Raw genomic sequence first — 20,907 nt, forward strand, 5'->3', positions numbered from 1 at the left:
CGCGACAATATGCGCTGGTCGACGCCGTCGAGCGCTTGCGGTGCACGGTCAGCAGAAACCACCAAGCGTTTGCCGGCGCCAATGATAGCATCGATGGTGTGCAGAAACTCCTCCTGCGTCGACACCTTGCCAATGATAAACTGGATATCGTCGATCAGCAGCACATCGACAGCGCGCAAACGTGCCTTGAACTCCATCACTTCCTTGCGCCGCATCGCGGTGACAAATTCCATCATGAATTTTTCCGCCGACATATATAAAATCTGTGCGTCGGGATTTACCTCAGCATACGCGTGGCCAATAGCATGCATCAGGTGCGTTTTGCCTTGGCCCGTTGCGGCTTGCAGATATAGCGGGTTGAACAATGGCTTGTCTTTCGACGCCACGCGCTCTGCCGCGCTGTGCGCCAGCACATTGGTTTGGCCCTTGACGAAATTCGCAAAGGTCATGCGCGGGTCAAGCGCCGACCGAGTGGCTTGCGCCGCACTGGTTTCTTGCGCGACCGCGCGTTCTGCATTGGAGGAAGCGCGCAGCAATTCGACGCGTGGCGCACCGGGGCGGGTGCGAATCTTTAACTGCTTGACGCTGCTGTTCGTGCTTGACCATGCCAAGCGCAAGCGGTCGGCATAATGGTCAGAAACCCAGCTTGCCGAAAAGTCCGAAGGCAACAAAAGCTCTAGCGTACCAGTCAGGTCACAATAGTCACCAAGAGCAATGGAACGAATCCATTGGCCGTAAACCTGCGCGCCCAAATCGCGACGCAAGCCGGAGGATATATTATGCCAATCGGCATCAAAACGGGCATGTGACGCAGAGGCATCATTTCCGCTTCCTGATGGACCGATTTTTCTTTGCGATACTGAATTGACTTCGGCCAACGTGCCTGCCCCCACTTTCCACCCCAACCAGTGCAGCATGACCGCGCGCTATTTACCAAACACGGGACGAACAACAGGTGGCCGCGCATTTGTTACCAAATGCAGCAACGCTCCGTTCTCATTCTCCATGTGAGGCATTGCCCGACTGTCGTCATGCTTTGCTGGAATGCATTTCTTAGACAGTAATAAACGAGTCTATCAAGAGCGGCGCTGCAAAAAAATTGAAATAAATGGCATTGACTCGGTGGGACCCAAGCAAATGCGTTACAAATTTTGTAACCGCATGTTTTGATGTATTTTTTGATAGAATCACTGGCGAGACGGTGTCCGAATCGCGGGAAATCCTCACATTTCACTTTTATTACTATGGCACAGAAAAACCCGCCGTGTGTGCGGCGGGCTTTGAATGTCTAAAACCGGAAGGTCCGGCGCCTGTCAGTATCGCTTAAGCGAGACCGCCGACCGCCTTTGTGAGGCGACCAAATTTGCGCGAAGCTGTGTTCTTGTGAAGGACGCCCTTGGATACGCCACGCGCCAGTTCAGGCTGCGCTGCGGCAAGCGCTGCGGCGGCCGCAGACTTGTCGCCAAGTTCAATCGCCGATTCGACTTTCTTAATGAACGTACGGATGCGGCTGACGCGTGCGCCATTCACTTCGGTGCGACGCGCGTTGCGACGGATACGCTTTTTTGCTTGCGGCGTATTGGCCATTTTTGTCCTCGAATTTCGATATCTGAAGGAGCGTGCCCATGCGGTACGCCCGTTGAAGGAGCGGCCCTTAACCCTGCCCAAGAGATTCGTCAACCTCATAATGCCGCCTCATCTCTGGCATTTCGGGCAGTAGAAGGTTGATCGGCCCGAATCGATACGCCGCAATATATGGCTGCCGCAGACGCAAGCGGCACCCTCGCGGCCATAGACACGCCAGTCCTTTGCGAAATAACCCAGTTCCCCATCGGGCGCTGCAAAATCACGCAAGGTAGATCCCCCTGCGGCAATAGCGGCAGTGAGCACCTCTTTAATCGCGATGACCAATCGGGTCAGCCGCGCTTTGCTTATGCTGGATGCAGGGGCAATGGGGTCGATCCCCGCCATGTTTAGCGCCTCACACACATAGATATTGCCCAAGCCCGCCACAATATTCTGATTGAGCAGCATAGCCTTAATCGGCGCTTTGCGGCCAGACAGTGCCTTTTGCAGAACGGACGCATCGAACGCATCCGACAGCGGCTCAGGCCCCATTTTGGCAAAGAAGCGATAATATTCGATCTGGTCCGAATCGATGATGTCCAGCGACCCGAAACGGCGGTGATCATTCAATGCAACCACGCGTCCACTTGCCGTTTCCAGAATGAAATGGTCGTGCTTTTCGATTTCCGCAGGATCGACACGCCAACGACCGGACATCCCCAAATGAAATATCATCACGTCCTGCCGGTCGGTGTAGATCAATCCATATTTGGCGCGCCGGCCTAATGTTTCGATACGCGCGCCCGTCAGCCGCTGGCGCAAATCGGGCGGAATCGGCCAGCGCAAGTCCGCACGGCGCGGTTCAGCGCGCACGATCAGCTGGCCTTCCAAGACCGACCGCAGGCCGGAGACAGTGGTTTCGACTTCGGGTAATTCGGGCATATGCTTTTGCACCTTAGGGTCAGGGCCACCTAACAGCCTTTGCGGCTGGCGCAACAATCGGCTAGAGGCAGCCTGATGAACGACACCGTATCCTTTGGCTATGAGGAAGTTAGCCCTGAAGAAAAGACGCAACGCGTGGGCGACGTCTTTTCCAATGTCGCGCGCAAATATGACATTATGAATGACGCAATGTCGGGCGGCATGCACCGTTTGTGGAAAGATACCTTTGTTCGCCGGGTAAAACCGCGCGCAGGCGAGGATATTCTCGACATGGCCGGCGGCACGGGCGACATTGCGTTTCGCATGGAAAAATTAGGCGCGCAGGTCACGGTCTCTGACATTAACGAAGATATGTTGGATGTCGGTATGGAACGCGCCATGAAGCGCGGTATCGACAGCCTCATCTGGTCTGCGCAAAATGCCGAGACTCTGACCTTTCCCGACGCGCATTTTGATGCCTACACAATTGCTTTTGGTATCCGAAATGTCACGGACATTCCTAAAGCTCTGCGTGAGGCGCATCGCGTGCTGCGTTATGGCGGTCGTTTTTTCTGCTTGGAATTCTCCACGGTCGAATGGCCTGGCCTTGCACAAATTTACGATGTGTATTCGGACAAATTGGTGCCAAAGCTGGGCAAGGCCATTGCCGGGGACGAAGACAGCTACCGCTATCTGGTCGAATCCATCCGCCGCTTTCCCGATATGCAAAATTTCAAACGCATGATAAGTGAGGCTGGCTTTGTGCAAACCAAGGTCGAACCCATATTGGGCGGTCTGGTCGCGATCCACAGCGGCTGGAAGGTGTAACCCCGCGCCTCATGACTCGTCCAATTACCCACATCATTCGTTTGCTCAAATGGGGCCGCATTCTTGCGCGCCATGGCGCTCTTCGCGCTATTGAGGCTGACCGTAATACCCCTGCGCAAGTCAAGCGGCTGTGCCGCATCGCACGATTTGGTACGATTCAGCCAAAGATACCGGATTATGCAGGCGCATTTCGCGCTATTGGTCCCGCCGCGATTAAACTTGGGCAAACGCTCGCGACGCGGCCCGACATCATTGGCGAAGAGGCTGTGCATAATCTGCTCATGCTGCAGGACCAATTGCCGCCAGCGCCATTTGACCAGGTCTATGCGCAAATCGACAATAGCCTGAATAAGCCAGCGGCCGCTTTGTTTGAATATATCGACCCTGTGCCCGTGGGGGCCGCCTCCATCGCGCAGGTGCACCGTGCCCGCACGAGCGAGGGCAAGGATGTCGCTATCAAGGTGCTTCGCCCCGGCATTCGCGAACAGTTCGCCCGCGACATTGAAACCTATGAATGGGCAGCCGCGCATTTGGAGGCGCTTGGCGGCGAAGCGGCGCGGTTGCGGCCGCAACTGGTTATCGCCAATCTGAAACGCTGGACCTTGCGCGAACTCGATTTGCGGCGCGAGGCGGCAAGCGCGTCCGAACTGAAAGACGCGATGGTCGCAGTCGAGGGCTATACTATTCCAACCATCGATTGGGACCGGACGTCAGGCCGCGTGCTCACGCTCGAATGGGTCGACGGCGTCAAGATTTCCGATATCGATTCGCTCAAGGCAGCTGGCCATGACCTCAGTAAATTGGCCGAAAAGCTTGTCCTCACATTTTTGCGGCAAGCGATTTCGGAAGGTTTTTTCCATGCCGACATGCATCAGGGTAATTTGTTCGTCCGCGCCGACGGCACGATTGTCGCCATCGATTTTGGCATCATGGGCCGGATCAACCGGCAAGCGCGTTTCTGGCTGGCGGAAATTCTCTACGGCCTGACCACCGGCAATTATAAACGCGTCGCCGAAATCCATTTCGAAGCGCAATATGTGCCAAGCTATCACAATGTCGACGAATTCGCGACGGCATTGCGTGCGGTGGGCGAGCCAACGCGCGGCAAGCCGGTGAGCGAATTGTCAGTGGGGCAAATGCTCGACAGCCTTTTTGCGATCACCCGTGATTTCGATATGCAAACACAGCCGCATTTGTTGCTGTTGCAAAAAACAATGGTGATGGTTGAGGGCATTGCGACCTCATTAAACCCAAGCATCAACATGTGGAATGTGGCCGCACCTTATGTGGGCGATTGGATACGCGGAGAACTAGGGCCGGAGGCGATGTTGGCCGACGGCTTGCGCAAGCAAGCCGATACGCTGAAGATGATCCCCGACCTCATCCGCCGTTTGGATGAACAACTACCGCGCAAAGGCGGTGCACCCGAACCGCCGCCCTTGCCGCCCGTGCAACTCATCTGGGAACGTAAGGGGCAAGGCAACACTGGACGCTATCTGGTCGTCGCGGCATTGGCTGGCGCCTTGGGCGCTGCTGGCATGTGGTTTTGGGGTTGAGCCAAGTTTTCGCCCGCTTGACCTTTGCTTTTATGCGCATAAAGTGTGCGCATGAATAAACCTTCGCAGGCTACCGCGCCCCGGCGTCCGACAAATATAAGCTTGCCCAGTGATATGGTTGACGAGGCCAAGCGGCTTGGCATCAACGTATCGCAAGCCTGCGAAACCGGACTGCAGGAACAGGTGCGCAAAGCCTTGGGCGAGGAATGGAAAAGCGAAAACCGCCAGGCTATTGAAAGCTGGAATAAATGGATCGCCGAAAACGGTATGCCATATGATGAGTATCGCCAGTTTTAATGGCGCGCTTTGACCTTTATAAAGGCGCAATTGCGCGCGGTCTGTTGCTGGATATCCAGTCCGATTTGCTTGATGAATTTGGCAGCCGTGTGGTCGTGCCTTTATTGCCGGCTAAAGACATGCCGTCCGTATCGCGATTGCATCCCATATTTGTGATTAATGATGAACATTATATTATGTCGACACATCTGATTTTCGCTATTCCCCTTAATCGGCTCGGCGCAAAAATTGGCTCTTTGGCGCAGGAGGATTTGGTCATCACCTCCGCAATCGATAAACTCTTCAGCGGATATTGAAGCGCATGAACGAAAAACGCATCCTCCTCATCGTCACTGGCGGCATTGCGGCGTATAAGTCGCTTGAACTTGTCCGCTTGCTCAAGCGCCAAGGCCTATCCGTGCGCGCAGTTATGACGCAAAGCGCGACGGAGTTCGTGACGCCCTTGTCCATGTCCGTAATGACCGAAGACCAAGTCTATGGTCATATGTTCGATCTGAAAGAAGAACGCGAGATTGGGCATATCCAGTTGAGCCGTCAGGCCGACTTGGTCGTCATCTGCCCCGCCACCGCCAATATCTTAGCCAAGATGGCGGCGGGTATATCCGACGACCTCGCCACCACCATTTTGCTGGCAACAGATAAGCCCGTGCTTGCCGTTCCCGCGATGAATGTCCGCATGTGGAACCATCCGGCGACGCAGCGGAATTTGGCGCAATTGCGCGCCGATGGCGTCCACATCATGGATCCGGACGAGGGCGCCATGGCATGCGGCGAATTTGGCCCCGGACGCCTGCCAGAACCACCCGCCATTGCCGAACAGATTTGCGCGATGCTGGGGCATGATTTTGATGCAATGCTGACATCAGGCCGTTCGCCAACGACAGTGCCGAGCGGAGTTCCGCTTGCGCGTCCATTGTCCGGCCAACGCATATTGGTAACCGCTGGCCCAACGCATGAGGCGATTGACCCCGTACGCTATATTGCCAACCGCTCTTCAGGGCGTCAGGGTTTTGCCATTGCCGCCGCCGCAGCGGCCCTCGGCGCTGATGTGACGCTCATTGCTGGCCCGGTGCATTTGGCGACCCCGCCCGGCGTCGCCCGAATAGATGTTGAAACCGCCATCGACATGCAGGCGGCGGTGGAAAAAGCCTTGCCCGTCGATGCCGCCATCATGGTGGCCGCCGTCGCCGATTGGCGCGCGGCGCAAGCGCCTGAACAAAAAATCAAGAAAGACGGCGGCAATATCCCCGCGCTAAACTTAACCGAAAATCCCGATATCCTCGCCAGCCTCGCCACGCATACCCATCGCCCAAGGCTGCTGATCGGTTTTGCCGCGGAGACAGAGAAGATTTTGGAACATGCGCAGGCCAAGCTTGCCAAAAAGGGGTGCGACTGGATTGTGGCCAATGACGTATCGGGCGACGTGATGGGCGGCGCAAAAAACGCGTTTCATATCGTGACGAAAGACGGCGTTGATAGCTGGCCCGAAAGCGCCAAGGACGTGATTGCTCGTAAATTGATGGAGAAGGTTGCCGATGCACTCGCAAAAGGTTGATATCCGCGTCAAGCGACTGGACCATGGAACTGGCCTGCCGATGCCCGCATATGCAACATCCGGCGCGGCGGGCATGGACATCTGCGCGGCCGAAAGCCTGACCTTGGGCGCTGGCAAGCGCCATGCCGTGGCAACGGGGTTCGCCTTTGCCATTCCCGATGGCTATGAAGTGCAAGTGCGTCCGCGCTCCGGCCTTGCCCTGAAACATGGCATCACCTGCCTGAACACCCCTGGCACCATCGACAGCGATTATCGCGGCGAAGTGAAGGTCATTCTCGCAAATTTGGGTGACGAAGATTTTGTGATCAACACAGGCGACCGGATCGCGCAAATTGTTGTGGCACCGGTCACGCAGGGAATATTAGTCGAAGTCGATGCCTTGGACGATACGGAGCGGGGCACCGGAGGCTTTGGTTCCACTGGCGTATGACGCTCAGCGACCAACAGCTTGACCGTTATGCCCGGCATATTGTGCTGCGCGATATTGGCGGCGCGGGTCAGTCCAAATTGCTGTCGAGCCATGTGCTGCTGATCGGTGCGGGCGGCATTGGTTGCCCCGCCATTCAATATCTGGCGGCGGCGGGCGTCGGCACGATCAGCGTCGTTGATGATGATATTGTGTCCTTGTCCAATCTCCAGCGGCAAATTTTGCACACCGAAGCCGACATTGGCGCGGCCAAGGTCGATGCCGCTGGCGCCGCCGTCGCGCGCTTGAACCGGGATGTGACATTCCGCGGCCTTAAGCAGCGTATTGACCGTTCCACCGCCGCAGACATCCTCAATGGCGTCGATGTTGTCATTGACGGTTGCGATAATTTCGCCACGCGGCTTGTCGTCAACGACCTCTGCCTTGCCGCGAAAGTGCCGTTGGTCAGCGCCGCAATTGGGCAGTTTCATGGGCAAATCGGTACCTTTACCGGATGGCAAGCCGACGCACCTTGCTACCGCTGCTTCGTCGGCGACGCCCATGACCCCGATGATTGCGACGACTGCGCCACGCAAGGCGTGCTGGGCGCGATGTGTGGCCTGATGGGGTCCTTTGCCGCGATGGAGGCCATACGCGTGCTGACCGGCTTTGGAGACCCCCAGATCGGCAAATTGCATTTGTTCGACGGCATGGCCCCGGCGATGCGATCTATCCGCCTGCCCAAAGACGCAGGGTGCCGGAGCTGCGGCGGCTTAACCGCCTAATAATTCCTCCACCCACGCTGGCACCACTAATGTCGCGGGGCCATGCCGCGATTCTTCGAACCAGGATGTGCCATGCGATGGTTCAAGGTTCAGTTCCAACGTTTTGATGCCCTTTTGCCGCGCCGCGCGCACCAAACCAGCGGCGGGATAGACTGCGCCGGAGGTGCCAATGCTGACGAACAAATCCGCTTGGTCCAGCGCATGGTAAATTTCATCCATGCGATAGGGCATTTCCCCAAACCAGACGATGTCCGGCCGCAACCGCCCCGCCACGCCACAGGCCGGGCAGGCTGGCCGGTCCATCAACGTCCCGCGCCACGGGTGGCGTGCATCACAGGCTTTGCACCACGCGTTCAAATGTTCACCATGCATATGCAACAGGCGTTGCGTCCCTGCCCGTTCGTGCAAATCATCGACATTTTGCGTCACCAGCAGCAGATTGCCTGACCATGCCGCATCCAACCGCGCGAGCGCAGAATGCGCGGCATTTGGCTCCACCTGTTGAATACGTTCGCGGCGCATATCGTAAAAGCGCAGCACAAGGTCGGGGTCGCGGGCAAAGGCCTCGGGCGTGGCCACATCCTCCACCTTATGCTGTTCCCACAAGCCGCCTGCGCTGCGGAACGTATCAATGCCGCTTTCGGCGCTGACGCCTGCGCCCGTTAGGATGACGATGTTTTTGATGCCTTGCCCCAAATGCTTTCCTTCATCGTAACCCAAAACTTGTTTCAGTTGCTTAATATAGTAAGACCCGAACAATAGGTCAGGGCAAGAGATATGAAAATTGGAATTATTGGAAGCGCGGGCCGCATGGGGCAGGCTTTGGTCGATGCGATTGCCGCCGACGGCCACGCACATGCAGGTGGCGTCGATAAGGATGGCGATCTTGCGGGATTAATCTCTGTATCTAACGTTCTCGTCGATTTTTCGAGCCCGCATGGCCTTGAGGCCAGTCTCGACGCGTGCGTGGCTGCGGGCAAGCCCATCGTCATTGGCACGACGGGTTTGGAGGAACGCCACCATTTCCTCATCGACGATGCCGCGCGCGACATTGCCATCTTGCAAACGGGAAATACGTCTTTGGGCGTCAACATGCTCGCCGCCTTGGTGGAGCAAGCCGCGCGGCAGTTGGGCGCGGACTGGGACATCGAAATTCTGGAAATGCACCACCGGTACAAGGTAGACGCGCCATCGGGCACCGCCCTGCTGCTGGGCGAAGCCGCGGCAAAGGGCCGCGCGGTCAATTTGAAAGACCACAGCGAACGGGGCCGCGACGGGATTATGGCCACACGCACGCCCGGCCATATCGGCTTTGCCTCCTTACGCGGCGGCAGCGTGGCGGGCGATCACAGCGTCATCTTTGCGTCCGACAATGAACGGATCGAGCTTGTCCATCGCGCCGAAAATCGCGCGATATTCGCACGCGGCGCCGTGAAAGCCGCCGAGTGGCTGACGCGGCAGACAGCCGGTCGGTATAATATGCAAGAGGTCCTTGGCCTTTGAAGAAAGCAGACATATTCGAATTTTACCGGCGCTTGGCGGAGGCCAATCCTGATCCGGAAACTGAATTGGCTTATGGCAATGCGTATCAGTTGCTCGTTGCCGTGACCTGTTCGGCGCAATCGACCGATGTCGGGGTGAACAAGGCGACAAAGGCTTTGTTCGAAGATGTAAAGACACCTGCGCAAATGGTCGCGCTAGGGCTGGAGGGTTTGAAAGCGCATATCAAGACCATTGGCCTTTACAATAACAAGGCAAAGAACGTCATCGCTTTGTCGGAAATCCTGGTGCGCGATCATAATGGCGAAGTGCCCGCCGACCGTGATGCGTTGGAGGCTTTGCCCGGCGTGGGGCGCAAGACCGCCAATGTGGTGATGAACACCGCGTTTGGCGCAGAAACCTTCGCGGTCGACACGCATATTTTCCGGGTCGGTAATCGCACGGGCATTGCGCCGGGAAAAACCGTGGTCGCGGTCGAAAAAGCGCTGGAGAAAAGCACGCCGAAGCCGTTCCGCATTGGCGCGCACCATTGGTTGATCCTGCATGGCCGATACATCTGCAAGGCGCGCACACCCGAATGCTGGCGCTGCCCTGTGGTCGACTTGTGCCGCTTCAAACCCAAAACGCCAGCGCCCAAAATTAAGTCAGCTCAAGTTCAGGCTGAAGTGGTTAAGGCCGAATCATGATATAGGAGAAGGCCGATGCGTAAAATGCTGTTGATCATTCCTGCGATTGCATTGCTGTCAGGCGGCGGTGCCGTCGCGATTTCAAGCAAGAACGCACCCGCACCCGTTCGTGCGGTGGGCGAACCCAAAAATTGCGTCACAATATCGCAAATACGGTCCACGAAAGTCATCGATAACCGCACTATCGATTTCCGCATGGCAGGCGGTAAAACCTATCGCAACGCTTTGCCCCAAAGCTGCCCCGGATTGAAGTTCGAAGACCGCTTTTCCTATCGAACGTCGATCAACCAATTGTGCAGCGTCGACATCGTCCGCGTATTGCACGACCAAGGCGGGCAGGTATATGAAGGCGCAGGCTGCGGCCTTGGCAAATTTCAAATGGTGGAGAAGGTAGCCGCTAATTGAGTAAATCCTCCCCATCGACTTGCGATGGGGAGGATAAACCTACTTACCCGTCCAGTTCCCGGGCCGCTTCTCAACGAAGGCCGCCATGCCTTCCTTCTGATCTTCTGTACCAAATAGGCCATGGAACAAGCGACGTTCAAACAGTACGCCTTGCTGCAACGTCGTTTCAAACGCGGCGTTGACCATTTCCTTGCACGCGATTGCAGCCAAGGGTGCCATTGCGGCAATGGCAGTGGCCGTCTTAATGGCTTCGTCAACAAGCTCGGCTGCCGGAACGACCTTGGCAACCAGGCCAGACCTTTCGGCCTCTGCGGCATCCATCATCCGGCCAGTCAGGCACATTTCCATGGCCTTGGCCTTGCCAATCGCACGCGTTAGGCGCTGCGACCCGCCCATTCCGGGGGTAACCGCAAGCTTGATTTCAGGCTGACCAAATTTTGCATTGTCGCCGGCAATGATGAAGTCGGCCATCATCGCCAATTCGCATCCGCCACCTAGCGCGAAGCCGTTGACCGCGGCGATCCATGGCTTGCGGGTGGCGGTCACGCGGTCATAGCCTGCGAAGAAGTTTGCGCCATACATGTCTGCGAAAGACTGCGACGACATTTCCTTAATGTCCGCGCCCGCAGCAAAGGCCTTTTCGCTGCCCGTCAGAACGGCGCATCTTTGGCTATCATCGGCATCAAAGGCCGCAAATGCGGCAATCAGGTCAGCCAACACTTGGCTATTCAGCGCGTTCAACGCTTGCGGGCGGTTGAGTGTGATGAGCGTCACCGCACCGCGTTGTTCGACCAATATAGTTTCATAGCTCATAGGGGCTTCCATTCTTCTTGAGTGGGTAATGCGGCAAAGATCGCATCGACAAGCGCGTCCGTGACGCCTTCGGCTGTGGCGGGATCCCATTTTGGGCTATTGTCTTTATCCACGATAACCGCGCGCACGCCTTCTGCAAAATCGGGCCGGACAAGCACGCGGCTGGCAATGCGATATTCCATCGCCATATTATCGGCAAAGTCGTTGAGCTTCAGGCTCTCCGACAATTGGCGTAAGGCGACCTTACAGGTTTGCGGGCTTTTGGTCCGCAACGCTGCCAACTCTTTCATCGCCCATGCGCTCTCGTCACCTTCAAGGCTGGCAAGGATGTCCTCAAATGCGTTGGAGGCGAAATGGCGATTGATCTGAAAAAGCGTCTCGACAATTTTCGACGCAGGCGGCGTTTCCGACAATGTGCCCAATATGCCATCAATACGCTCGACATCTTCGCTGGCAATGCGTGCCTTGGCTTCGGCGAGCGCGCTGCTGGGCACATAATGATTGGCAAGGCCAAGCGCGCGGCATCCCGGCCCTGCGATACGCGCGCCGGTCAGCGCCAGAAACTGGCCAACACGACCTTCCAACCGCGACAGATACCATCCGCCGCCGACATCGGGAAACAAGCCAATGCCCGTTTCCGGCATTGCAAATTTGGTATTCTCGGTCGCCACGCGAAAACGGGCGGGCTGACTAATGCCCACGCCGCCACCCATCGTAATGCCGTCCATGAAAGCGACGACAGGCTTGGAATATGTGAACAGCAAATGGTTCAACTGATATTCGTCGTGGAAGAATTTTCGGCCCGATTCTCCGCCATCATTAATCGCTGAATCGCGCAGGAACGCGATATCGCCGCCCGCGCAAAAGCCGCGCCCGTCGGCATGATCAATCACCACGCACTTTACCGCATCATCATTGCGCCACGCCAGCAACGCCTCAGTCATCGCATGTACCATCGGCAATGTCAGCGCGTGGAGCGCCGATGGCCGGTTCAGGCTTATGAAACCGGCATGTCCTTCGACGCGGACCAAAATATCATCGGTCATTGGCGCAACAGGTCCCGGCCAATAATCATGCGCATAACCTGATTGGTCCCTTCAAGGATGGAATGTACGCGCAAATCGCGCCAGAAACGTTCGATAGGATAATCACGCAAATAGCCATAGCCGCCAAAAAGCTGCAGCGCCTGATTGACAATCTCACTGCCGCTATCGGTCGACAGTCGCTTGGCCATCGCCGAGAAACGCGACTTGTCGGGCGCGTTGGCCGTGACCTTGGCCGCAGCAATATAGAGCAAGGCGCGCGCAGCCTCCAAATCGGTTGCCATATCCGCCAGCATGAACTGCGTATTTTGAAATTCGGACACGGGCTGGCCAAATTGCTGACGCTCTTTGGTATAGGCTATCGATTCATCCAAGCACCGCTGCGCGCCGCCCAAAGAACACGCGCCAATGTTCAACCGTCCGCCATCAAGCCCCATCATCGCAAAGCGAAAACCATCGCCCTCTGCGCCCACGCGATTGGCAATGGGCACGCGGCAATCTTCAAATATCACCTGCGCGGTTGGGGAGGCGTTCCAGCCAAGCTTTTTCTCCGGCTGACCAAAGCTAAGCCCCGGCGTGTCCTTGTCCACGACAAGGCACGTCACGCCCTTGGTCTTGTCCTCGCCCGTGCGGACCATGACAACATAGACGTCATTATAGCCAGCGCCCGAGATAAACTGCTTCGTGCCATTCAGCACATAATGATCGCCATCGCGCCGCGCACTGGTTTTAAGTGCCGCAGCGTCCGACCCGCTACCAGGTTCCGTCAGGCAATAGCTGGCGATTTTCTCCATCGACACAAGCTCAGGCAAATAACGCGCCTTCAACTCCGCATTGCCAAAACAATCGATCATCCACGCTGCCATATTATGAATCGAAATGAATGCGCTGGTGGTGGGACAACCATACGCCATGGCCTCCATGATCAACGCGGCCTCCAACCGGCCAAGGCCAGTGCCACCCGATTCTTCAGACACATAAATCGCGCCAAAGCCAAGCGCGCCTGCGGCTTTCCACACATCGACCGGATAATGCGACTTTTCATCCCATTCGGCGGCAAAAGGCGTGATCGCGTCTGCGGTGAATTTTCGCGCCATGTCCTGTATGGCGACTTGATCGTCCGTGAGTTCAAACTGGTTTTTCATGACACCGCCGTAGCATTGCCGTTTTGAGTTATCCAGCCATTAGCTTGGGATAAAATAGCTATCGTGCCCGCAATACATTCGGCCAGTGCGTGCGCACAAACGGCGCGGTGTCCATGCGGCCGCGCCACAGCAAGGGCGCAAATACAAATTGGACCCAAAAAAAACTTGGCGCAATGGCGTCATGCCTGCTAACCGGCCCTAATCCGCACCCATAGCTCAGCTGGATAGAGCGCTGCCCTCCGAAGGCAGAGGCCAGAGGTTCGAATCCTCTTGGGTGCGCCATTCATATCATTGATATATAACAATATTTAAACGCATCGCTGTGCCAGTTGCGCCTTAAATAGCGCTTTTTAGCTATGCACAAATCGTGCACAAATTTCTATGTTCATTCGCCAACTTCCTGATTAGGCTGAGAGAGTCGGAGGAAGGCAGTCTATGGCTAGTGACGCTGATGTTCGGATTGATCTGCGGGGTGACGGGCGGGTCATTCTCTACAAACGGGATAACCTCAAAGATCCTGTCTGGCAGGCTCGTGTCCGTGTTCCAAACTCTACTGGCTACAAGCGAATCACCACATTAGCACCCAGCAGACACCGACCAAACGATAGGTTGCCCGCGTGAACCTGCACACCAATGAGTTGCAGTTCGTTCAGCATAGGAGAGTGCGTTGCAACGTCTTAGCGACAAAATCTGCATCATCACCGGAGCCGCGAGTGGTATCGGTCTGGCCAGCGCCAAACTGTTCGCTCGTGAGGGCGGCACGGTCATCTGCGCCGACATCCGCGCCGAAGCGGCAGAAGAGGCCGCTCAGGCAATAATCGCTGCGGGCGGTGAAGCGCGGGCGATGCGGGTTGACGTCGGCAATGATGACGATCTTGCAGGGATGATCGACCAGACGGTCAGCGATTTCGGTCGTATCGACGTGCTGTTCAACAATGCGCTGTTCGTGAACAATGAAATGGCGATGCGCGATGGCGATTTTCTGGCGTTCGACCCCAAAATTTTCTTTGCAACGCTTAAAGTAAATGTGCTCGGGGCTGTGCTCGCCAGCAAGCTTGCCATTCCGCATATGCTTGAACGCGGCACAGGATCGATTATCGCTACTTCATCGGGTAGTTCGATGGGCGGCGACGTGACCGCCTATAGTTACGGATCGTCCAAGGCCGCGCTTAACTGGTTTGTGCAGGCAATTGCTGCGACTTACGGCAAGCAAGGCATTCGCAGCAACGCCATCTTGCCCGGACCGACGCAGACTCCGGCCAAGCTGCAATGGACCACGCCCGAAATGGACGCGGCGTTTATGAAGGTGCTCAACGTGCCTTTTATCGGCGAGCCGGAAGATATCGCCGCTATGGCGTTGTTCCTTGCATCCGATGAATCCCGCTACGTCAACGGGATGCTTTATCCTGTTGACGGCGGTCAAAGCTGCACGGTGCCTTTTGTCAGCGTGACGCGAACCATGAAGGGAGAGCAATAATGGGTCAGCAACAGGAAGATTTCGTCCGCAGTTTTTGTGATGCATGGGGCGACGGAACCGACTCGTCACGGCCCGATGTCGAAAAGATATTGTCGATGATGGCCGAAGATGCCGAATGGCAATTGTGGGTGCCGGGCGGCCCCGTTGTCAAAGGCAAGGCGGCACTGCGCGAGGAAATCACCCGGCAAATGGGCTTTGCCACCAACAACAAGTGCAACGAGGTGAACATCGTTTCGAACGACCGGATGGTTATGCAGGAACGATCCGACACCGCGATCATACTTGGTCGGTCCTGCCCTCATCAAATGGTCGCGATTTACGAATTCAACGACAAAGGCCTGATCAGCCATTGGCGCGAATATCTCGATATGGCTGATCTGACACGTAAAATGGGCGTTGACGAAAGCTTTGCGGCGGATGGCGGGGCGTCTTCGACCATCTAAGCCGCGTAGCCTCCCGAAAACTCATAAAGGACGACCAATGGCTGATGCTGGCACAACACCTGATTATGACGACGCCGCCATTGCGCGGATGCGCGGATTTGTCGAGCATGTGACTGGTGGCACGATCGTCCGCATGGACCGGCAAGTGCGCTGGCGCCCTGCGTGGTTCGTCGACATCGCGCGCGAAGGCGAATCCATAAAGCTCCACCTACGCGGTGATCGCACCGGCAATGTTTCCATATTTCCCGACCTGAAACGCGAAGCCGACATTATCGCAGAGCTTTATGATCGCGGCATCGCTGTTCCCAAAATCCACGGCTATTGCGCCGATCCTCCGTGCATCGTGATGGATGCTCTGGCCGGGACCCGAGATTTCAGCGGCCTTGACGAAACCGAACGCGCCGATGTTGGCCGCGCGTATATGGCCAGCGTCGCAAAAATGCATAACCTGCCGCTTGATGGCTTTATCGCAGCAGGCGTCGAGAAACCCGAGGGTGCCGAAGATATCGCTTTGGTCGGGCTCAATGCGTATCTTCCGCACTACCGCAAGACCAAGTCACGCCCCGAGCCGCTGCTCGAGTTTATCATCGGCTGGTTGCGCCGGAACGTGCCCAAACACCGGACCAATGCGTCCTTTATCCAGTTCGATTCGGGCCAGTATCTGGTCGCGGACGGCAAGGTGACGGGCCTGTACGATTTCGAGTTCAGCATGATCGGTGATCCAATGACCGACATTGCAACGATGGGGATGCGCAACAGTTATGAGCCGCTGGGCGCATCGCTTGCCGACATGTGCCGGTTCTATGAAGAGGCGGGAGGCGGGCCAATCGACCATGATGCCGTGCGGTTCCACGTTCTCGTGTTTTCCACGCTTGGGGCGATGCAATTCGCAGGGACGGTGGGTGAGCCACATCCAGGCGATCCTCATGCGGTATATTTGGAATTTGACCTGGCGCTTCGCCGCTCAATCCTGCTCGCCATGTCGGCAGTCAGCGGCTTTGCAATTCCTGACGTGGCACCCTTAGCCGAGCGAGAGCATGGCCCGCAGGCGGTGACCTTACGCAAGCTGGCCGACACGCTGGCGGCTATAACACCGGCCTCCGAAGTTGACGGTGCGCATAAGGCTCAAGCATTGCAGCTGGTCGAATGGATGGCGCGAGCCGATGCGCTTGGGGCCGAAATCGAATCGCTCAACCTTGCCGATGTGGAAGCGTATCTTGGCCAGGATTTTGCCGACCTCGATGCGGCCGAAGCGGCGCTCGAAGATCATATCAACTCGGCAGCGCCCGAAACGGATGAAGCGCAATTCTCTTTGCTTGCCAAGCTAGAAGGACGACGCCTGCAGCAATTCGGATCGACGGCGATAGGAAGCTCGGCACAGCATGTCGTGCTGCCACAAACCCAATGAGTGCCGTTGACGCCGCGCTTTCAGAACGCTGGGCATTGATACTGGGTGGATCGGACGGGCTCGGCGCCGCGTTCGCCGATGATCTGGCCGGGCGGGGAGCGCATTGCCTGCTGGTTGCGCGCAACCACGATAAATTGGCAGCCACCGCTCAAAGCATTTCCTCACGGCACAATGTCAGCGTTCAGACGCTGTCCCTTGATCTCGGCGATACGGACGCGGTCGAGCGCTTGGCCGACGCTACAGATTCAATGGATCTCGGCTTGGTCGTGTTTAATGCAGGTGCCGAATCTTCGGGGCATTTGTTTGCCGATGCGCCATTCGACGAGTGGCGCAATGTCACTGATCGCAATATCGGATTCCTTACTGAAGCATTGCACCATTTCAGCCAGCGATTTGTAAAGCAGGGCCGCGGTGCGCTTCTCATCGTCGGATCCGAGGCAGCCCTTGGTGGCGGCGCGCGAGCTGCGCTCTACACAGCCAGTAAGGCCTATGCGCTCAATCTGGGGGAATCCCTCTGGGCCGAATTGCAACCCTTTGGTGTCGCGGTCCAAACATTGCTGTTCAAAATTGCCGATACGCCGATGCTTCGCTCGGTTTTGGCGCGCAAGGGAATTCCAGTTGAAGCAACCGGGGCCGTTTCCCCCGAAAGCCTCGCCCGCGCAACGATTGACGCCTTGTTCGATGGCCCAGTTTTCAATTTCGATGAAGAGGCAGGCGGAGCGCCCTCCACGACGGCCGCCGGAAGGCGTGCGCGAGTAAATGATACAAGCGCAAAGCTCGAGGGGTTCTACAAGGTCTAGGGGGCAAAATTCCGTTACGGAATCATCAACCAATTTTCTGACCGCCCCTCCAACGGTAGGTACATCACAATCGGCTTCGACGCATCAAACCTGCACGAAAGCAATAATTGTTGACCTGAATGGGGGGATGAATCGATGGTTTTATTTACGCGCGCCAAGAGCATAACGGCCTTTTTGCTGCTCACAACGGCGGTGCCGGTCATGGCCCAAAGCAATACACCGGTCGAAGCCCAATCCGATACCGTTGGCGAAGAGGTCTCGAACGGCGATATCGTCGTCACCGCTCGCCGTACCGCGGAGAACATTCAATCCACCCCTGTTTCGGTAACCGCCTTCGGTACAGAGTCGCTCCGTCAGGCGCAAATCCGCGATACGCAGGATCTGCTATTTAAAACGCCGGGCGTCTTTCTCGCCGGATCGGGTGGCCGTGAAAATTCCAACTTCTCGGTGCGCGGTCAGTCAAAGGCACTGGCAGGCAACAGCGCTCCCGGGGTCATCAGCTATTTCGCCGAAGTTCCGGCACCTACTTTGGGTTCAAGCATCCCGACCTATGATCTGTCCTCGGTCCAGGTGCTCAAAGGTCCGCAGGGTACGCTATTCGGCCGGAACACAACCGGTGGGGCCATCCTATATTACCCGACCACACCAAGCTATGGTTTCGAAGGCTATGCGCAGGCATCCTACGGAAGCTATGACGCACGTATTGCCGAGGCTGCGATCAACATTCCGATCGCTGACCAGAAAGTAGCGCTCCGTATTTCCGGGCAATATCAAAAGCGCGATGGCTGGACTCAGAATATCGGGGTAGGCAAGGACGCCGACGATCTCAATTCGCGTGCGCTACGCGGTACGTTATTGCTTGAGCCGGTCGAAGGGCTGACCAACACGACCATCGTCGATTATTACCGTAACCGTTCCACCGGCGGTGCGTCGGTCTTGGTGAACGTATTTGCCGGGCCAAACGCCCTGACTGCGACCGGAACGCTTGCGGCGGCCCAAGCTCAGCTGGCATTGCAGCGAGCGCGCGGGATTCGAAGCATCAATTCGGATATCGACGCTTTCGAGCGTGCAAACCGTTTTGGTATTACTAACCGCACTCTGGCACAACTTTCCGACTCGATCGAACTTGTGAACATTTTTGGCTACCGCCATACGAAGATCGACTATTTTTCAAGCGTCGACGGTTTGCCCACGCTGATTTCCAATGGCACCGGCGCTATCCCGGCAGGGCTGCCTGTCATGGTAGTCGGGGGTCGACAGACTTCGGATGTCGAACAATTCACTGATGAACTACAGTTCAGAGGCAAAGCTGCCGATGACCGGCTCGACTGGCTGGTCGGGGGCTTTTATCTCAAGAGCAAGCCAAAGGGTCCGACCGGAACCTACATTCCGATCTTCATCCTTCCCGGCATCACCAACGCGCCGTTCAATTATGGCTTCTTCACAGAAACCAGCAAAGCGCTGTTCGCCAATGTCGGATACAAGCTCGACTCAATCGCTGACGGCCTTCGCATCAACGCGGGCTTCCGCTATACTTGGGATGACATTTCGGCCTGCGTCGGTGGCAGCACATCGCCCGACCCCGTGCTGCAACCCGTAGATTGCAACAATGCGGTCGCAGCGATCCGGAATAGCAGTATCAACAAGACATCGTCGAAGGCTCCGACATGGACATTAGGGCTAGACTGGCAGGCGTCGTCCGACGTCTTCCTCTACGCCGTTACGCGTCGCGGTTACCGCGCGGGCGGCATCAACAGCCCGACACTTGCCGGCCGCCTGATCCCGCTCCAGTCGTTCCAGCCCGAAAAGGTGACCGATATCGAGGCGGGTATTCGTTCCGATTTCAAGGCTGGCGACGTCGCAATCCGCTTTAATGCTTCACCGTTCATCGGCTGGTACAGCAATGTGCAAGTGCCAGTCTCTGGCCTTAACACGCAAGCAACGTGCAGCACAACTGCGGTCGGCGGGACGTTGGCACCGAGGTCGCCAGACGGCGACTGCAACGCCAATAATGACCCGAGTGGCGGCACATTGCTTGTCAACGCCGGATCGACCCAGGTCGCGGGTATCGACCTTTCGGCCCGGATCGCGCCGACGTCCAACCTCTCATTTGAGGCAGGCGCCACGTTCCTCGACCTGAAGACGCGCTCGCTCACGGTTCCGACCGACCTTCAATCTTATCTGCGCGGGTCGGAAGTGCCATTCAACCTTGTGGCGAGGAAGACGTTTACCGCTGGCGTTCGCTGGACGCTGCCGCTTGCCGAAAGCTTCGGCAAAGTCGTATTGAGCGGCGATTTTTACCATTCGAGCAGCGTTCAATCATCCGACGCAGTTCTGCCCGCTTATGACCTGGTGAATGCTCGCCTTGAAGTGGGTGGTATTGGCGGATCGCCCGTTGACGCCAGCGTCTTCGTGCGCAACCTGTTCGACAAGGAATATCTGGCATCGAGCAATGTCGGTTCAAACCTGCTTGGCATTCAGAGCGGCTTCTACGGCGCACCACGCACCGTTGGCGTCGAACTGCGCTATCGCTTTGGCGGCTAAAGCGTTAGTTCAGCGAGTTCGGGTGAGATAGCCTGTTTCGCGCACTTCTTGTTGGGTCCGCCTTTCGGCTGACCCAACAAGCTGGGTGTCCAGTGGCAATCGCGTTTTCAGCTCTGTCAGTTTCACCAATTCAGTCACGACGGCATCGCCGAACACAGCGCCTTCGGGCAATTGCTGCCAACGCAGGAGTATCGCCCCTGCCCCCGCTCCGCTGCCATCAAGCCAGTTGTGCACACCTGGATCGTCTATACTAATGACATAGCGAATTCGTCCATCACCGTCAGTGTGTGCCTGTAGGTGATTGAGGCTGCTGGAGGCCCGCCGATAGTTGTGCGAGACCATCCACATATCGACAATCTGCACCCCAAGATAGCGCGCACCCAAAAGGTCGACCGTGACAATCAATGCCTCGTCTGGTGCGACCCGGTAGCAGCCCAAAGTCGCGGCCTGAGACAAAAGCCCACCGCGCGCAGCCGACGACATGAGGGGGGGCAGGCTGTTGACCAGTGCGACCTTGCACATCCCGTGCTGCACCACTTTGCGGAAATAGCGCGCTATCGTCGCCGACAGATAGCCCATGCTGTAGGACTGTACGGACTCGTGGGACATCTTTCATATTGCCGATAGGCAACCAGAAGGATGGATCCAATGACAAAGGAAGACCGCGATATTCAGCGCAAGCTCAAGGTGCTGCGCCATGCTGAGAAGATCAGTGACGTGGGCAAAACA

Annotated in this window: 23 protein-coding genes and 1 tRNA gene; 16 read left to right on the plus strand and 8 right to left on the minus strand. The window is 56.8% G+C overall.

The window, feature by feature from the left end; genetic code table 11:
- The 3 genes from Q0O07_RS10360 to mutM form a co-directional block, all read right to left on the minus strand.
- Nucleotides 1–917 (minus strand): DnaA/Hda family protein (locus tag Q0O07_RS10360; RefSeq protein ID WP_295493301.1); only part of this gene is annotated, 917 nt, incomplete at its 3' end.
- 406 nt (nt 918–1,323) lie between these two features.
- The gene (rpsT, locus tag Q0O07_RS10365) at nt 1,324–1,587 is read right to left on the minus strand and encodes a 30S ribosomal protein S20 (protein ID WP_183941705.1); all 264 of its coding nucleotides are present in this window, start codon (nt 1,585–1,587) and stop codon (nt 1,324–1,326) included.
- Between the two features lie 108 nt (nt 1,588–1,695).
- Nucleotides 1,696–2,508, minus strand: a complete 813-nt coding sequence (gene mutM / locus Q0O07_RS10370) for a bifunctional DNA-formamidopyrimidine glycosylase/DNA-(apurinic or apyrimidinic site) lyase (protein ID WP_295493307.1) — start codon at nt 2,506–2,508, stop codon at nt 1,696–1,698.
- Between the two features lie 75 nt (nt 2,509–2,583).
- Here mutM and Q0O07_RS10375 point away from each other — a divergent pair, with 75 nt between their 5' ends.
- From Q0O07_RS10375 to Q0O07_RS10405, 7 genes are read left to right on the plus strand one after another with little or no spacing between them, the layout of a single operon-like run.
- A complete protein-coding gene (locus Q0O07_RS10375; RefSeq protein WP_295493311.1) occupies nt 2,584–3,315 on the plus strand; it encodes a class I SAM-dependent methyltransferase in 732 nt (243 codons plus the stop codon).
- 11 nt (nt 3,316–3,326) lie between these two features.
- Nucleotides 3,327–4,871: a 2-polyprenylphenol 6-hydroxylase gene (gene ubiB, locus Q0O07_RS10380; RefSeq protein WP_295493314.1), complete on the plus strand. Its 1,545-nt coding sequence runs from the start codon at nt 3,327–3,329 to the stop codon at nt 4,869–4,871.
- A gap of 51 nt (nt 4,872–4,922) precedes the next feature.
- Complete coding sequence (locus Q0O07_RS10385) at nt 4,923–5,168, plus strand: type II toxin-antitoxin system CcdA family antitoxin (protein WP_295493317.1); 246 nt, start codon at nt 4,923–4,925, stop codon at nt 5,166–5,168.
- On the plus strand, nt 5,168–5,464 hold the full coding sequence (locus tag Q0O07_RS10390) for a CcdB family protein (protein WP_295493320.1): 297 nt from the start codon (nt 5,168–5,170) through the stop codon (nt 5,462–5,464). The genes Q0O07_RS10385 and Q0O07_RS10390 overlap by 1 nt, the downstream gene beginning before the upstream one ends.
- A gap of 5 nt (nt 5,465–5,469) precedes the next feature.
- On the plus strand, nt 5,470–6,723 hold the full coding sequence (locus tag Q0O07_RS10395) for a phosphopantothenate--cysteine ligase family flavoprotein (protein WP_295493324.1): 1,254 nt from the start codon (nt 5,470–5,472) through the stop codon (nt 6,721–6,723).
- On the plus strand, nt 6,704–7,153 hold the full coding sequence (gene dut, locus Q0O07_RS10400) for a dUTP diphosphatase (RefSeq protein ID WP_295493327.1): 450 nt from the start codon (nt 6,704–6,706) through the stop codon (nt 7,151–7,153). The genes Q0O07_RS10395 and dut overlap by 20 nt, the downstream gene beginning before the upstream one ends.
- Nucleotides 7,150–7,914 carry a molybdopterin-synthase adenylyltransferase MoeB gene (locus Q0O07_RS10405; RefSeq protein ID WP_295493330.1) on the plus strand — a complete coding sequence of 255 codons (765 nt, stop codon included), beginning with the start codon at nt 7,150–7,152 and terminating at the stop codon, nt 7,912–7,914. The genes dut and Q0O07_RS10405 overlap by 4 nt, the downstream gene beginning before the upstream one ends.
- On the opposite strand, the gene Q0O07_RS10410 is transcribed toward Q0O07_RS10405, so the two are convergent.
- On the minus strand, nt 7,903–8,610 hold the full coding sequence (locus Q0O07_RS10410; RefSeq protein WP_295493361.1) for an NAD-dependent deacylase: 708 nt from the start codon (nt 8,608–8,610) through the stop codon (nt 7,903–7,905). The two genes, Q0O07_RS10405 and Q0O07_RS10410, sit on opposite strands and share 12 nt — an antisense overlap.
- An 81-nt stretch (nt 8,611–8,691) precedes the next feature.
- Between Q0O07_RS10410 and dapB the strand changes: the two genes are divergently transcribed.
- From dapB to Q0O07_RS10425, 3 genes are read left to right on the plus strand one after another with little or no spacing between them, the layout of a single operon-like run.
- The gene (gene dapB, locus Q0O07_RS10415) at nt 8,692–9,417 is read left to right on the plus strand and encodes a 4-hydroxy-tetrahydrodipicolinate reductase (RefSeq protein ID WP_295493333.1); all 726 of its coding nucleotides are present in this window, start codon (nt 8,692–8,694) and stop codon (nt 9,415–9,417) included.
- Nucleotides 9,414–10,100 (plus strand): endonuclease III, encoded by a 687-nt coding sequence (gene nth / locus Q0O07_RS10420; RefSeq protein ID WP_295493335.1) that lies wholly within the window; start codon nt 9,414–9,416, stop codon nt 10,098–10,100. Before dapB ends, nth begins: the two co-directional genes overlap by 4 nt.
- A gap of 15 nt (nt 10,101–10,115) precedes the next feature.
- Nucleotides 10,116–10,505, plus strand: coding sequence for a hypothetical protein (locus tag Q0O07_RS10425; RefSeq protein ID WP_367271069.1), 390 nt, complete (start codon nt 10,116–10,118; stop codon nt 10,503–10,505).
- A 39-nt stretch (nt 10,506–10,544) separates the two neighbouring features.
- On the opposite strand, the gene Q0O07_RS10430 is transcribed toward Q0O07_RS10425, so the two are convergent.
- From Q0O07_RS10430 to Q0O07_RS10440, 3 genes are read right to left on the minus strand one after another with little or no spacing between them, the layout of a single operon-like run.
- Complete coding sequence (locus Q0O07_RS10430) at nt 10,545–11,318, minus strand: enoyl-CoA hydratase (RefSeq protein WP_295493337.1); 774 nt, start codon at nt 11,316–11,318, stop codon at nt 10,545–10,547.
- Entirely contained in the window at nt 11,315–12,364 is a 1,050-nt protein-coding gene (locus tag Q0O07_RS10435; RefSeq protein ID WP_295493339.1) for an enoyl-CoA hydratase/isomerase family protein, read from the minus strand. The genes Q0O07_RS10430 and Q0O07_RS10435 overlap by 4 nt, the downstream gene beginning before the upstream one ends.
- A complete protein-coding gene (locus tag Q0O07_RS10440) occupies nt 12,361–13,506 on the minus strand; it encodes an acyl-CoA dehydrogenase family protein (RefSeq protein WP_295493342.1) in 1,146 nt (381 codons plus the stop codon). The genes Q0O07_RS10435 and Q0O07_RS10440 overlap by 4 nt, the downstream gene beginning before the upstream one ends.
- A 205-nt stretch (nt 13,507–13,711) precedes the next feature.
- Between Q0O07_RS10440 and Q0O07_RS10445 the strand changes: the two genes are divergently transcribed.
- From Q0O07_RS10445 to Q0O07_RS10470, 6 genes are all read left to right on the plus strand, one after another.
- Nucleotides 13,712–13,788, plus strand: a tRNA-Arg gene (locus tag Q0O07_RS10445).
- Nucleotides 13,789–14,173: 385 nt separating this feature from the next.
- A complete protein-coding gene (locus tag Q0O07_RS10450) occupies nt 14,174–14,983 on the plus strand; it encodes an SDR family NAD(P)-dependent oxidoreductase (RefSeq protein WP_295493345.1) in 810 nt (269 codons plus the stop codon).
- Entirely contained in the window at nt 14,983–15,426 is a 444-nt protein-coding gene (locus Q0O07_RS10455) for a nuclear transport factor 2 family protein (protein ID WP_295493348.1), read from the plus strand. Before Q0O07_RS10450 ends, Q0O07_RS10455 begins: the two co-directional genes overlap by 1 nt.
- Before the next feature lie 37 nt (nt 15,427–15,463).
- A complete protein-coding gene (locus Q0O07_RS10460; RefSeq protein ID WP_295493351.1) occupies nt 15,464–16,834 on the plus strand; it encodes a phosphotransferase in 1,371 nt (456 codons plus the stop codon).
- Nucleotides 16,831–17,634, plus strand: coding sequence for an SDR family oxidoreductase (locus Q0O07_RS10465; RefSeq protein WP_295493353.1), 804 nt, complete (start codon nt 16,831–16,833; stop codon nt 17,632–17,634). Before Q0O07_RS10460 ends, Q0O07_RS10465 begins: the two co-directional genes overlap by 4 nt.
- A gap of 135 nt (nt 17,635–17,769) precedes the next feature.
- Entirely contained in the window at nt 17,770–20,178 is a 2,409-nt protein-coding gene (locus Q0O07_RS10470; RefSeq protein ID WP_295493356.1) for a TonB-dependent receptor, read from the plus strand.
- Between the two features lie 9 nt (nt 20,179–20,187).
- Here the strand turns inward: Q0O07_RS10470 and Q0O07_RS10475 are convergent, their stop codons facing one another.
- Complete coding sequence (locus Q0O07_RS10475; protein ID WP_295493358.1) at nt 20,188–20,787, minus strand: hypothetical protein; 600 nt, start codon at nt 20,785–20,787, stop codon at nt 20,188–20,190.
- Between the last annotated feature and the right edge of the window lie 120 nt (nt 20,788–20,907).

Source organism: Sphingorhabdus sp. EL138, from assembly GCF_945890115.1.
Lineage (GTDB): Bacteria > Pseudomonadota > Alphaproteobacteria > Sphingomonadales > Sphingomonadaceae > Sphingorhabdus_B.

Bases quoted from the DNA above. Each gene is read 5' to 3' on its own strand.
- rpsT (WP_183941705.1), bottom strand. From the start codon at position 1,587: ATGGCCAATACGCCGCAAGCAAAAAAGCGTATCCGTCGCAACGCGCGT.
- mutM (WP_295493307.1), bottom strand. From the start codon at position 2,508: ATGCCCGAATTACCCGAAGTCGAAACCACTGTCTCCGGCCTGCGGTCG.
- Q0O07_RS10375 (WP_295493311.1), top strand. From the start codon at position 2,584: ATGAACGACACCGTATCCTTTGGCTATGAGGAAGTTAGCCCTGAAGAA.
- ubiB (WP_295493314.1), top strand. From the start codon at position 3,327: ATGACTCGTCCAATTACCCACATCATTCGTTTGCTCAAATGGGGCCGC.
- Q0O07_RS10385 (WP_295493317.1), top strand. From the start codon at position 4,923: ATGAATAAACCTTCGCAGGCTACCGCGCCCCGGCGTCCGACAAATATA.
- Q0O07_RS10390 (WP_295493320.1), top strand. From the start codon at position 5,168: ATGGCGCGCTTTGACCTTTATAAAGGCGCAATTGCGCGCGGTCTGTTG.
- Q0O07_RS10395 (WP_295493324.1), top strand. From the start codon at position 5,470: ATGAACGAAAAACGCATCCTCCTCATCGTCACTGGCGGCATTGCGGCG.
- dut (WP_295493327.1), top strand. From the start codon at position 6,704: ATGCACTCGCAAAAGGTTGATATCCGCGTCAAGCGACTGGACCATGGA.
- Q0O07_RS10405 (WP_295493330.1), top strand. From the start codon at position 7,150: ATGACGCTCAGCGACCAACAGCTTGACCGTTATGCCCGGCATATTGTG.
- dapB (WP_295493333.1), top strand. From the start codon at position 8,692: ATGAAAATTGGAATTATTGGAAGCGCGGGCCGCATGGGGCAGGCTTTG.
- Q0O07_RS10425 (WP_367271069.1), top strand. From the start codon at position 10,116: ATGCGTAAAATGCTGTTGATCATTCCTGCGATTGCATTGCTGTCAGGC.
- Q0O07_RS10430 (WP_295493337.1), bottom strand. From the start codon at position 11,318: ATGAGCTATGAAACTATATTGGTCGAACAACGCGGTGCGGTGACGCTC.
- Q0O07_RS10435 (WP_295493339.1), bottom strand. From the start codon at position 12,364: ATGACCGATGATATTTTGGTCCGCGTCGAAGGACATGCCGGTTTCATA.
- Q0O07_RS10440 (WP_295493342.1), bottom strand. From the start codon at position 13,506: ATGAAAAACCAGTTTGAACTCACGGACGATCAAGTCGCCATACAGGAC.
- Q0O07_RS10455 (WP_295493348.1), top strand. From the start codon at position 14,983: ATGGGTCAGCAACAGGAAGATTTCGTCCGCAGTTTTTGTGATGCATGG.
- Q0O07_RS10460 (WP_295493351.1), top strand. From the start codon at position 15,464: ATGGCTGATGCTGGCACAACACCTGATTATGACGACGCCGCCATTGCG.
- Q0O07_RS10465 (WP_295493353.1), top strand. From the start codon at position 16,831: ATGAGTGCCGTTGACGCCGCGCTTTCAGAACGCTGGGCATTGATACTG.
- Q0O07_RS10470 (WP_295493356.1), top strand. From the start codon at position 17,770: ATGGTTTTATTTACGCGCGCCAAGAGCATAACGGCCTTTTTGCTGCTC.
- Q0O07_RS10475 (WP_295493358.1), bottom strand. From the start codon at position 20,787: ATGTCCCACGAGTCCGTACAGTCCTACAGCATGGGCTATCTGTCGGCG.